The organism is Pantoea sp. LMR881 (genome assembly GCF_027157825.1).
Lineage (GTDB): Bacteria > Pseudomonadota > Gammaproteobacteria > Enterobacterales > Enterobacteriaceae > Pantoea > Pantoea haifensis.
Genome location: NZ_JAPVOK010000002.1, coordinates 3,024,034 through 3,036,527 on the forward strand (window position 1 = coordinate 3,024,034; position 12,494 = coordinate 3,036,527).

Consider the following 12,494-nt stretch of genomic DNA (forward strand, 5'->3'; position numbering starts at 1 on the left):
CGTGATAACCCTGAAATTTATCGTAGTGAACTGCGGCCCTCTGCGCACCATCATGCTGAGTACCTGCAGCGTTACGTAATCCAGGTTAAACTAGCTGCCACTGTTTGAACTGTGGAAACTGACGCATGGATATTAATGAAAAATCGCGCATTCACTGGGCCTGCCGTCGCGGTATGCTGGAACTGGATGTCGCTATTATGCCGTTCTTCAAGTACGAATATGACACCCTGAATGACACTGACAAAAAAGTGTTTATCGAATTACTGAAAAGTGACGATCCCGATCTGTTTAACTGGATGATGAATCATGGCGAACCGGCCGATCCGGAACTTAAGCGCATGGTAAACCTCATTCAGCAGCGCAACCGTGAACGTGGCCCAGTGGCAATGTAAGTTACGTCCTTCGCGCTGCGCACGTCTGATTCATGGCGTTACGGCAGGCGGTGCGATGGTTGCTGTTGCATTAATCACAGCGCCCGAATACGCGCTGATGATTAAAGGCGCGCTGTTGATATTGATGATGTGGGAAAGCTGCCGCAATGACCGCTGTTTAAAGCAGCGGTGCGGCTGGCTTCAGCGTGAAAGCGAGCAGTGCTGGCGCTGGCAGGGCGATCTCTGGCGACTTCGGCAGCCACTGCGCTGGCTACCCAATGCGGTACTGCTGGTCGGAAAAACTGAGCAGGGAAAAACGCGACGCATGTGGATATGGCAGGACACTATGCAGCAAGCCGAGTGGCGAGCACTGCGTGCTTGCTGTTTGAATGAACAGGCTGATTTAAAGTAATTCAGCGGTTTCAGTTAACACCTGTTCGCACCACTGTTCAACGCGTTCATCCGTGATATCGAACTGATTGACGTCATCCAGCGCCAGGCCAACAAACTGTTTGCCATCCGCGGTTAGCGGTTTAGGGCTGGTAAATTCATAGCCCTCCAGCGGCCAGTAACCAACAAAGCGCACACCCATCGGCTGTAATAAATCATGCAGCATGCCTAACGCATCGAGAAACCATTCACCATAGCCAATTTGATCGCCCATACCGTACAGCGCCACAATTTTGTCGCGCAAATTCAGTGAAGGGAGTTGAGGCCAGATCGCTTCCCAGTCTTCCTGCAATTCACCGAAATCCCAGGTTGGAATACCCAGAATCAGCAGATCATATTGCTCCATCAGGCGGGGATCATCATCCTTCACGTTGTGTAGCGTGACTAACTCTTCGCCAATAAAATCGCGAATTTTCTCCGCTACGATTTCGGTGTAACAGGTGCTGGAACCGTAAAAAATACCGATCTTCATGCAGATAATGCTCTGTAAATGCTGACTTTGGCGCAATTGTATCAGAAATGGGTTGGGATCAGGCATAATGAGCACGATTTCACAGCAAACGGTGGAGATAACGTGCAGGACAGTGAACTGACAGAACAGTTTCTTGATGCGCTCTGGATTGAACGTAATCTGGCGCAAAATACCTTGTCTTCCTATCGTCAGGATCTACAAACGCTGACCGGCTGGCTGGCGCATCATCAACTCTCGCTGCTCAGCCTGAGTGCGCTTGATCTGCAACAGTTTCTCGCCGAACGGCTGGAAGGCGGCTATAAGGCCAGTAGCTCAGCGCGCTTGCTGAGCTGCATGCGGCGCATATTTCAGTATCTTTATCGCGAAAAACTACGCACTGATGATCCCAGCGCAATGCTTGCCGCGCCAAAACTGCCGCAGCGTTTGCCGAAGGATCTCAGCGAAGCTCAAATTGAAAGTTTATTGCAGGCACCCAGCACCGACATTCCGCTTGAACTGCGTGACAAAGCGATGCTGGAGCTACTCTATGCCACCGGCTTGCGCGTTTCGGAACTGGTTGGGCTTACCATGAGCGATATTAGCCTGCGTCAGGGCGTGGTGCGCGTCATCGGTAAAGGCAATAAAGAGCGGCTGGTGCCTTTAGGTGAAGAAGCCGTGTACTGGATCGAGCATTATCTGGAGCAGGGTCGCCCATGGTTGTTGAATGGACAAACGCTGGATGTGTTGTTCCCCAGCAACCGGGCGCAGCAGATGACGCGGCAAACTTTCTGGCATCGCATTAAGCACTATGCCACGCTGGCGGGCATCGACAGCGAAAAGCTGTCGCCGCATGTGCTACGTCATGCTTTTGCCACGCATCTGCTGAACCACGGTGCCGATTTACGTGTCGTACAGATGTTGCTGGGTCATAGCGATCTCTCTACCACGCAAATTTATACGCACGTCGCGACAGAGCGTCTGCGCCAGTTACATCAACAGCATCATCCGCGAGCGTAACCGACGGAAACAAGGAAAAAGATGAACAAGCATTTTGCTATGCTGGCCCTGTTGGCTGGCTCCTTTTCTGGCCTGGCTCAGGCCGATGACAGCGCAATTCAGCAAGCCTTACAGAAACTGGGCTTGCAACAGGGTGAGATTGAACCCGCCCCCTTGCCAGGGTTTAAAACGGTATTAACTGAAAGCGGCGTTTTGTACGTAACAGAAGATGGCAAGCATATGATCCAGGGGCCACTGTATGACGTAAGTGGTGCGCAGCCTGTTAATGTCACCAACAAGCTGCTGGATAAAAAAGTGGATGCGCTGGTGCCGCAGATGATTGTCTACAAAGCACCCAAAGAGCAGCACGTTGTGACTATCTTCACTGACATCACCTGCGGCTATTGCCGCAAACTGCATGAAGAGATGGCTGATTACAACGCGCTGGGTATTACCGTTCGCTATCTGGCGTTCCCGCGTGAAGGGCTACATGGTCAGGTAGAAACGGCCATGAAAGCGATCTGGTGTAGCGCAGATCGTAACAAAGCCTTTGATGAAGCAATGAAAGGCGATGCGCCAAAAATGGCCGCGCCAGATTCCTGCAAAATCGATCTCGATCAGCACTACAAACTCGGCATTCTGTTTGGCATTCAGGGTACACCCGCCATTCTCACCGACAGCGGCATGATGATCCCTGGTTATCAAGATCCGAAGGCGTTGAAGCAGGTGCTGGATAATCAGAAGCGTGGTGGTTAACAGGTGTTAAATAAAGAAGTTGAATTGCGTCGCCGCGATATCTGCGTTGACGACAATTTACCGGCAGATTTACCGCCGTTACTGAAGCGTCTTTATCTGCAGCGTGGCGTATGCGACGCTGCAGAGCTGGAACGCGGCGCGAAAAATTTGCTGCCGTTTACCTCGCTGACCGGCATTGATCAGGCCGTCGCTTTGCTGCATCAGGCTTTACAGGATGGTCGCCGCATTATGGTGGTGGGCGATTTTGACGCTGACGGCGCAACCAGTACGGCGCTAACGGTACTGGCGCTACGCAGCATGGGCGGCGGCAACGTGCAATATTTAGTCCCTAACCGTTTTGATGATGGTTATGGCCTGAGCCCGGAAGTGGTTGAGCAGGCGCGGGCGCGGGGTGCAGAAATTATCCTGACCGTAGACAACGGCATTTCATCCCATGCGGGGGTGGAATGTGCGCGCCAGTATGGTATTCCGGTGTTGGTTACTGACCATCATTTGCCGGGTGAAACGCTGCCGGACGCCGCAGCGATCGTTAATCCCAATCTCAGTGAGTGCCAGTTTCCGTCACGTTCGCTGGCGGGCGTCGGCGTAGCGTTTTACCTGATGCTGGCGCTGCGTGCGCATTTGCGTACACAGCACTGGTTCGGTGAAGCGCGTACAGAGCCTAATCTTGCAGGATTACTCGATTTAGTGGCGCTCGGCACCGTAGCCGATGTGGTGCCGCTGGATGTTAACAATCGCATCCTGGTCTGGCAGGGATTAAGCCGCATTCGGGCGGGAAAATGCCGGCCGGGCATTCGCGCACTGCTGGAAATTGCCAATCGTGATGCGCGTCAGCTGGTGGCCAGCGATCTTGGTTTTGCGCTGGGGCCGCGTCTTAATGCCGCCGGGCGGCTGGATGATATGTCAGTGGGCGTCGCACTACTGCTGACCGACGATCTCAGCCAGGCACGGATGTTAGCCAGCGAACTTGATGCGCTGAATCAAACGCGCAAAGAGATTGAGCAGGGTATGCAGAGCGAGGCGCTGGCGCTGTGCCAGAAGCTGGAACGCGAGCAAACCGATCTGCCATTAGGGCTGGCCTTTTATCATCCTGAATGGCATCAGGGCGTGGTGGGCATTCTGGCTTCCCGGCTAAAGAGCGTTTTCACCGTCCGGTGATCGCCTTTGCACCGGCGGGTGACGGCACGCTAAAAGGATCGGGACGCTCAATTGCGGGTCTGCATTTGCGCGATGCGCTGGAGCGGCTGGATACGCTCTATCCCGGCATGATGTTGAAATTTGGTGGTCACGCCATGGCTGCCGGTTTGTCGCTTGAAGCGACGCGCTATAACGAATTTCAACAGCGTTTCGCGGAATTAGTGGGCGAGTGGTTGAAAGGCGAGGCGTTACAGGGCGTTATCTGGTCAGATGGCGCGTTGCATCCATCAGAGTTTTCATTGCAAACGGCTGAGTTATTGCGTGAGGCGGGGCCGTGGGGACAGGCGTTTCCTGAACCTGCGTTTGACGGCAAATTCAAGCTGCTCCAGCAGCGTTTAGTGGGCGAACGCCATTTAAAAGTGATGGTAGAACCTTTAGGCGGAGGGCCGCTAATCGACGGTATCGCCTTTAACATTGATACCACATTGTGGCCAGACAGCAGCGTGCGTCACGTTGAGCTGGCATTCAAACTGGATATCAATGAGTTTCGCGGTAATCGCTCCGTGCAGCTCATCATTGATCATCTGTGGCCGCTGGCGTGAGGTAACAACCCGATTTGTGCTTTCCCGCGCCTGCGGCGTTAGCACAATCGGTTTACCTTCCGGCTTGCTACATTCTTCCGCCGCTAAACCCACGCTTCATCTGTTTCAACGCTACAAACTGATCGCAGTTTCGGGTAAACTTATGCGTTACTTTTCTCATCCCATCGAATGCTAAAAAGACGCTAAAGCCATGTTTGAAATCAACCCGGTCAAAAACCGTATTCAGGACCTCACTGAACGCAGCGACGTTCTTCGGGGGTATCTTTGACTACGATGCCAAGAAAGAACGCCTCGAAGAAGTAAACGCTGAACTTGAACAACCCGACGTCTGGAACGAGCCAGAGCGCGCTCAGGCGCTGGGTAAAGAGCGTTCATCGCTCGAAGCTATCGTGCAAACTTTCGATCAAATGGCGCAGGGCCTGGAAGATGTGCAGGGCCTGCTGGATTTAGCTGTCGAAGCTGACGACGAAGAGACGTTCAACGAAGCCGTTGCCGAACTCGATGCGCTGGAGCACAAGCTGGGCGAATTAGAGTTCCGCCGCATGTTCTCAGGCGAGTATGACAGTGCTGATTGCTATATCGACCTGCAAGCCGGTTCCGGCGGCACTGAAGCGCAGGACTGGGCCAGCATGTTGATGCGTATGTATCTGCGTTGGGCTGAAGCCAAAGGCTTTAAAACCGAAATTATCGAAGAGTCAGAAGGTGACGTGGCCGGTCTGAAATCCGCCACTATTCGCGTCTCAGGCGATTACGCTTTTGGCTGGCTGCGTACCGAAACCGGCGTACATCGCCTGGTGCGTAAAAGCCCGTTCGATTCCGGTGGCCGTCGTCACACCTCATTCAGTTCGGCGTTTATCTATCCGGAAGTTGATGACGATATCGATATCGATATTAATCCCGCTGATTTGCGCATCGACGTTTACCGCGCATCCGGTGCGGGTGGTCAGCACGTTAACCGGACAGAATCAGCGGTACGTATTACCCACATTCCAACCGGTACGGTGACGCAGTGTCAGAACGACCGTTCTCAGCATAAAAACAAAGATCAAGCGATGAAGCAGATGAAGGCGAAGCTGTACGAGCTTGAGATGCAAAAGAAAAATGCCGAGAAACAGGCGCTGGAAGATAACAAGTCCGATATCGGATGGGGCAGCCAGATCCGCTCTTACGTACTCGACGATTCGCGTATTAAAGATCTGCGCACCGGCGTTGAAACCCGCAATACACAAGCGGTGCTGGACGGCGATTTAGATCGATTCATTGAAGCAAGTTTAAAAGCAGGGTTATAAGGAACCGACATGTCTGAACAACAACCGCAGAGCACTGACGTCGCACTTGAGTTAAACAACGAACTGCAGGCGCGTCGCGAGAAGCTCAGCGCGCTGCGTGAAAACGGCGTGGCGTTTCCTAACGATTTCCGTCGCGATACCACGTCTGATCGGCTGCATGCCAGCTTTGATGAGAAAAGCAACGAAGAGCTGGAAGATCTCGGCGTTGAAGTGAGCGTAGCGGGCCGTATGATGACCCGCCGCATCATGGGCAAAGCCTCATTCGTGACCCTGCAAGACGTAGGGGTCGTATCCAACTTTATGTTGCACGCGACGATCTGGCGGAAGGCATCTACAACGAGCAGTTTAAAAAGTGGGATCTTGGTGACATCCTGGGTGCACGCGGCAAGCTGTTCAAAACCAAGACTGGCGAGCTGTCGATTCACTGTTCTGAACTGCGGCTGTTGACGAAAGCGTTGCGTCCGCTGCCGGATAAATTTCATGGCCTGGCCGATCAGGAAACCCGTTACCGCCAGCGTTATCTCGACCTGATTGCCAATGATGAATCACGCAACACGTTCCGAATCCGTTCGCAAATCATGGCGGGTATTCGCCAGTTCATGGTAAATCGCGATTTCATGGAAGTCGAAACGCCAATGATGCAGGTGATCCCAGGCGGCGCATCAGCACGTCCGTTTGTCACCCATCACAATGCGCTGGATATTGATATGTATCTGCGTATTGCGCCAGAGCTTTATCTGAAGCGTTTGGTGGTTGGCGGTTTTGATCGTGTATTTGAGATCAACCGTAACTTCCGTAATGAAGGTATCTCACCGCGCCATAACCCTGAGTTCACCATGATGGAACTCTATATGGCCTATGCGGATTACAACGATCTGATCGAGTTGACCGAAAGCCTGTTCCGCACCCTGGCGCAGGATGTGTTAGGCACCACAAAAGTGCCTTACGGTGAGCAGACGTTCGATTTCGGTAAGCCGTTCGAAAAACTCACCATGCGTGAAGCGATCAAGAAATATCGTCCGGAAACCGATTTAGCCGATCTGGAAGATTTCGATAAAGCAGTCGCTATTGCGCAGGCAATAGGTATTAAAGTTGAGAAAAGCTGGGGTCTGGGCCGCGTAGTCACTGAGATTTTTGAAGAGACTGCAGAAGCGCACCTGATCCAGCCAACCTTTATTACTGAATACCCGGCAGAGGTGTCTCCGCTGGCGCGCCGTAATGATGAAAATCCGGAAATTACTGACCGCTTCGAGTTCTTTATCGGTGGTCGTGAAATCGGTAACGGCTTCTCAGAACTGAACGATGCAGAAGATCAGGCAGAACGTTTCCTGCAACAGGTTAACGCGAAAGATGCCGGTGACGATGAAGCGATGTTCTACGATGAAGACTACGTTACTGCTCTGGAGCACGGCTTGCCGCCAACCGCAGGTTTAGGCATTGGTATCGACCGTATGGTCATGCTGTTTACCAACAGCCACACCATTCGCGACGTGATCCTGTTCCCGGCACTGCGCCCAAGCAGCAAATAAGTTTCTGCTACAGGTTAAAAGCCGGGGATCTCCCCGGCTCTTTTACTTTCAGCGTGCTGAGCTTATGGATGCAGAGCACTATCTACGATTTCACCGCCTGCGCCAGCCACGACTCAAAGCGTGCATAGGGCACATACAGCGCCACATTTTTATAAAGCGTTTTACCGCTTTTATTATCATTGATCCGGTCGCTGTAGCCTACAATCACCCCCGCCAGCGTATCGTCAGATGCGTTATAAACCGCGCCGCCCGACATGCCTTTCACCACACCAGCATTCGCCGCGACCACCACACAAGCGGCCTTATTCCAGCTGTTGGCCAGCGTGGTATTAATCAGGTTCTCACCGCTGGAACTGACCGGCATAGCTGAAATAAAACTGTACCCATAAAGATTAACGCGATCGCCAATATGACTGTTGCGAAACGTTGGCGGCAAATTAACTTCGCTGTTCTTGTGGTAAACCACCGCCAGGTCACATTCGGGATGCCAGGCTTTAACGCGATACAGTGAGAATTTTGCGACATGGGCGGCGGTCAGACTGTAGTCCGCTGTCAAAGGAATCGTCGTGCCGAGAGTGCCTAAGCCCAGCACGGTAGGAATACCCGTAACCGTCATATCGACACGTTTTTGCGCCTCTTTACTGTATTCATAGTGTCCGACTGAACAACCGGTTAAAACCCATACCATCAACACAATGAGCCGTTGCATTCACTTTCCCCATGTCAGATCTCTTCACATTACCTGGCAATCCATAAGGGGTATCGGCAACGCCTGAAGTTTATTGATTGATAAACAACAAAAAGATTAGCGTTGGCCTGCGGGACGACAACCTGTACCAAGCGTAGCGCGTCAGAACGCATTTGTCTTAATCGTAAAATGTTAAAAATGGGTAAAGCCGTGCGAGAACGGATTATTGCTCTGCAAACAAATTACCCTTGCTGCCAGCGGGGTGTATGGCGACAGACGGCTATGATTAAATATGCGCTGTGACGCAGATCAAATTTTAATAAGCATCCATTGCACCGCGTAAATGCTTACGCGGATCGCCTGCATTTCTATTTTATTGGGAGAGTGTGTTATGCCTGTTGCATTACTGGCGTTGGCGCTAAGTGCGTTCGCTATCGGAACCACTGAGTTTGTGATCATGGGATTACTGCCGGAAGTCGCAGGGGATTTACAGGTGTCGATTCCGTCGGCTGGCTGGCTAATCAGCGGCTATGCCCTGGGCGTGGCAATCGGCGCGCCAATCATGGCTCTGCTGACGGCGAAATTACCGCGTAAACGCACCTTAATCTTGTTGATGGTTATTTTTATCATCGGCAATGCACTCTGTGCACTGGCTTACAGCTATAACCTGCTGATGACAGCGCGTGTGGTCACAGCACTGTGCCATGGCGCATTTTTTGGTATCGGTTCGGTAGTGGCTGCCAGCCTGGTCGCTCCCGGTCGCCAGGCTTCAGCCGTCGCGCTGATGTTTACCGGTTTAACGCTGGCTAACGTGCTGGGCGTGCCGTTGGGCACCTGGTTTGGTCAACTCTTTGGCTGGCGCGCCACCTTTTGGGAGTCGCCATTATCGGGATCCTGGCGTTTATCGCGCTGATTGTAAGCCTGCCGACCAATAAAGATGAAAAACCGGTGCACCTCGCCAGTGAGGTCAGTGCGCTGGCGAACGGTAAATTGTGGTTGTCGTTGCTGATGACGGTATTTTTTGCGGCAGCGATGTTTGCTCTGTTTAGCTATATCGCGCCGCTGTTGTTACAGGTGACAGGCATGACCAATCGCGGCGTCAGCTGGACGCTATTCCTGATTGGCGCGGGCTTAACCGTTGGCAACATTTTGGGTGGCAAGCTGGCTGACTGGAAAGTGTCGTTTAGTCTGATCCTCAGCTTCATACTGATTGCCGTGTTTTCGCTGCTGTTTAGCTGGACCAGCCATGCGCTGTGGCTGGCGGAAATTACGCTGTTTTTATGGGCGATGGCAACCTTTGCCACCGTACCAGGCTTGCAGATCAATGTAGTACGCCACGGTAAAGAAGCGCCAAATCTGGTGTCAACGCTGAACATCTCAGCGTTTAACGTCGGTAATGCGCTCGGTGCCTGGGTTGGCGGTGCAGTGATCAATCAGGGTTATGGGTTAACGTCGGTTCCGGTTGCGGCAGCGGCGCTGGCGGCAGTTGGCCTGATTATTTGTCTCATTACCTTCCGTAAATCGGGTGGCGCGGCAGCCCCGGTTCAGGCTTAAGCTAAGCGCGCAGCAATGCGTGCCGGAAAGTCGGCCACCTGCTGTTGCAGGTGGTCAACAAAGGCATCCAGCAGCGCCGATCCTGGGCGGTGGCGCGGCTTTACCAGGCTGACGGTAAATGGCACCGTGACACTGAACTTACGCATCACCACACCGCTGTCGGCATAATCGAGTGCCGTCAGCGGATTAACCACCGAAATGCCTACGCCCGCTTTGACCATTGCGCACACTGAGGCTGCGCTGTGCGTTTCCATCACCATTCTCCGCTCTACGCCCTGTTCATGAAATAAGGTATCAAGCAGTTGCCGGTAGCTGTCGGTACGCGACAGGCTGACATAATTTTCACCTGAAAAATCCTGCGGTGTGAGCATCTCACGCTGACACAGCGGATGGTATTGCGGCAGAACGCATACTTCATCACAGGTCAGCAGTGCCAGCCGATCGGTACCCGCGGGTGCATGTTGCGTTTCCGTCAGTCCCAAATCGTAACGCTGCGCCGACAGCCACTCTTCCAGCAGAGGCGACTCTTGCGGAATAATATTCAAGCTGACATCGGGATAGCGTTGCAGGAACGGCTGGCACAGCGGCGGTAACAGCGATTGAGAAAAAACCGGCAAGCAGGCCACAGAAAGTTCTCCCTGACGAAACTGCCGCAGCCCTTCTGCAGCGTCCATAATGCGGTCCAGTCCGTACCATGATCGTTGCACCTCTTCGAACAGGCGCAAGCCTTGCACTGTCGCTTGCAAACGCCCGCGTACCCGTGCAAACAGTTGCAAACCAAGCTGCTGCTCCAGCCGGGCCAGCTCACGACTGACCGTTGGCTGCGAGGTATTCAGCAGCGTAGCGGCCTGCGTCAGATTACCGCTGGTCATTACTGCATGAAAAATTTCTATCTGCCGCCAGTTAATTTTTGCCACAAGTTATGCCATATCAGATATGAATAGATGCTATTAAATCAGATATTTTTCTGCATGGCACGATTCTGGCTTAATGGGCAAATAGTCACAGGAGAATTGCTATGCCACGTCCGTTATATAACACCGAAACTGCCTTAACCCGTGCGAATTTGCTGACGCTGGCGCGTCAGTATAACGGGCCGTTTTGGGCTTATGATGCTCAGGTTATTTTGTCCCGTATTGGCCAGCTGCATGCGTTTGACGTGGTGCGTTTTGCTCAAAAAGCCTGCTCAAATATTCATATTCTGCGTTTGATGCGTTCCGCAGGCGTAAAGGTCGACTCTGTGTCACTGGGCGAAATCGAACGTGCTTTAGTGGCGGGTTATCAGGCAGGAAGCGATGAAATTGTCTTCACTGCTGACGTTTTCGATACGGCAACGCTGGCACGTATCACTGAACTCAAAGTGCCGGTCAATGCGGGATCGGTGGATATGCTGCATCAACTCGGCGACGTTTCGCCAGGCCATGCGGTATGGCTGCGTGTCAATCCAGGCTTTGGTCACGGGCATAGTCAAAAAACCAATACCGGCGGTGAAAACAGTAAACATGGCATCTGGCATGCCGATTTACCGCTCGCGCTGGAGGCGATTCAGCGTTATGGCCTGCGTCTGGTTGGCCTGCACATGCATATCGGCTCAGGTGTGGATTATGGGCACCTGCAACAGGTATGCGATGCGATGGTTAATCAGGTCGTTGAGTTTGGGCAGGATCTGGAAGCGATTTCAGCAGGTGGCGGGCTGTCGATTCCTTACCGTTACGGCGAAGAAGCGATCGATACCGCACACTACTTCGGCTTATGGGATGCGGCGCGTCAGCGCATTGCGGCCCATCTGGGCCATGCGGTGAAGCTGGAGATTGAGCCTGGCCGTTTCCTGGTTGCTGAGTCCGGCGTGCTGGTTTCACAGGTACGTGCGGTTAAGCAGATGGGTAGTCGCCATTTTGTGCTGGTGGATGCCGGTTTCAGCGACTTAATGCGTCCATCCATGTATGGCAGCTATCATCACATTTCGCTGATGGCAGGTGACAATCGTCAGTTTGATGAGCGGAACAGCGTTGAAAGCGTGGTTGCCGGACCGCTGTGCGAATCGGGTGATGTGTTTACCCAGCTGGAAGGCGGCAAGGTAGAAACCCGTGCGCTGCCTGCTGCCCAGGTCGGCGATTATCTGGTATTCCACGATGCAGGCGCTTACGGCGCATCCATGTCTTCTAACTACAACAGCCGTCCACTGATCCCTGAAGTGCTGTTCGAGAATGGTCAGCCACGGGAAATACGCCGTGCGCAAACCATTCAGGAACTGCTGGCGCTGGAAACAGGCTAAGTTAACGCGGGCGGCGCAACGCCGCCCGTCAGGCAAAAAGCTCTTTACGCAACATCACCAGCTCTTCCGCCAGATCCCGACACAGCATCGCATTCATTAAATGATCCTGCGCATGCACCAGGATCAGTGTCACCGGCACTTTCCCACACCCCTGATCGGCACCGATCAGCTGCGTCTGAATATGGTGCGCGCCTTTGGCGGCTTCACCGGAGGCGGTCAAAGCCTGTTCCGCTGCTGCCCACTCTCGCTTACGTGCAAACTGAATGGCCATCATTGCCTGAGAGCGCGCCTCACCGGCACTGATGAGTAGTTCCATCATGGTTTGTTCAAAATCCATAACCGCCTCGCTATTGGTATACCAAATTTGGTTTAATCATCTTAGTGGAATACCAAAAC

General features: G+C 53.0%; 10 protein-coding genes and 3 pseudogenes. 9 read left to right on the top strand and 4 right to left on the bottom strand.

All coding sequences use genetic code 11. The annotated features are described in order from the left end of the window. The first annotated feature begins 125 nt into the window (after positions 1-125). Both sdhE and O3W44_RS16070 read left to right on the top strand, forming a co-directional pair. Positions 126-392, top strand: coding sequence for an FAD assembly factor SdhE (gene sdhE, locus O3W44_RS16065; protein WP_269293839.1), 267 nt, complete (start codon positions 126-128; stop codon positions 390-392). Beyond that, positions 367-783 carry a protein YgfX gene (locus O3W44_RS16070; protein WP_269293840.1) on the top strand — a complete coding sequence of 139 codons (417 nt, stop codon included), beginning with the start codon at positions 367-369 and terminating at the stop codon, positions 781-783. The genes sdhE and O3W44_RS16070 overlap by 26 nt, the downstream gene beginning before the upstream one ends. On the opposite strand, the gene fldB is transcribed toward O3W44_RS16070, so the two are convergent. After that, the gene (fldB, locus tag O3W44_RS16075; protein WP_269293841.1) at positions 775-1,293 is read right to left on the bottom strand and encodes a flavodoxin FldB; all 519 of its coding nucleotides are present in this window, start codon (positions 1,291-1,293) and stop codon (positions 775-777) included. The genes O3W44_RS16070 and fldB overlap by 9 nt on opposite strands. Before the next feature lie 102 nt (positions 1,294-1,395). On the opposite strand from fldB, the gene xerD reads away from it, so the two are divergent. The 5 genes and pseudogenes from xerD to lysS all read left to right on the top strand — a co-directional run bounded on the left by xerD (position 1,396) and on the right by lysS (position 7,581). Next, positions 1,396-2,289, top strand: a complete 894-nt coding sequence (gene xerD / locus O3W44_RS16080) for a site-specific tyrosine recombinase XerD (protein WP_269294458.1) — start codon at positions 1,396-1,398, stop codon at positions 2,287-2,289. A gap of 21 nt (positions 2,290-2,310) precedes the next feature. Continuing rightward, entirely contained in the window at positions 2,311-3,024 is a 714-nt protein-coding gene (gene dsbC, locus O3W44_RS16085; RefSeq protein WP_269293842.1) for a bifunctional protein-disulfide isomerase/oxidoreductase DsbC, read from the top strand. A 3-nt stretch (positions 3,025-3,027) separates the two neighbouring features. Beyond that, a pseudogene (gene recJ, locus O3W44_RS16090) lies at positions 3,028-4,763 on the top strand (single-stranded-DNA-specific exonuclease RecJ). 190 nt (positions 4,764-4,953) lie between these two features. After that, a protein-coding gene (gene prfB / locus O3W44_RS16095; protein WP_269293843.1) for a peptide chain release factor 2 occupies positions 4,954-6,052 on the top strand; the annotation gives its coding sequence in 2 pieces (ribosomal slippage) (positions 4,954-5,028 and positions 5,030-6,052; 1,098 coding nt in all). Between the two features lie 9 nt (positions 6,053-6,061). Further along, a pseudogene (gene lysS / locus O3W44_RS16100) lies at positions 6,062-7,581 on the top strand (lysine--tRNA ligase). An 82-nt stretch (positions 7,582-7,663) separates the two neighbouring features. Here the strand turns inward: lysS and O3W44_RS16105 are convergent. Next, positions 7,664-8,290 (bottom strand): serine protease, encoded by a 627-nt coding sequence (locus O3W44_RS16105; protein WP_269293844.1) that lies wholly within the window; start codon positions 8,288-8,290, stop codon positions 7,664-7,666. Positions 8,291-8,660: 370 nt separating this feature from the next. Between O3W44_RS16105 and O3W44_RS16110 the strand changes: the two are divergent. Further along, positions 8,661-9,823 (top strand): annotated as a pseudogene (locus tag O3W44_RS16110) (MFS transporter). On the opposite strand, the gene O3W44_RS16115 reads toward O3W44_RS16110, so the two are convergent. After that, a complete protein-coding gene (locus O3W44_RS16115; protein ID WP_269293845.1) occupies positions 9,820-10,740 on the bottom strand; it encodes a LysR family transcriptional regulator in 921 nt (306 codons plus the stop codon). The pseudogene O3W44_RS16110 and the gene O3W44_RS16115 overlap by 4 nt on opposite strands. A gap of 101 nt (positions 10,741-10,841) precedes the next feature. Here O3W44_RS16115 and lysA point away from each other — a divergent pair, with 101 nt between their 5' ends. Next, entirely contained in the window at positions 10,842-12,098 is a 1,257-nt protein-coding gene (lysA, locus tag O3W44_RS16120) for a diaminopimelate decarboxylase (RefSeq protein ID WP_269293846.1), read from the top strand. Positions 12,099-12,126: 28 nt separating this feature from the next. Here lysA and O3W44_RS16125 read toward each other — a convergent pair whose 3' ends face one another. Continuing rightward, a complete protein-coding gene (locus O3W44_RS16125; protein WP_269293847.1) occupies positions 12,127-12,435 on the bottom strand; it encodes a PTS lactose/cellobiose transporter subunit IIA in 309 nt (102 codons plus the stop codon). Positions 12,436-12,494 lie beyond the last annotated feature (59 nt).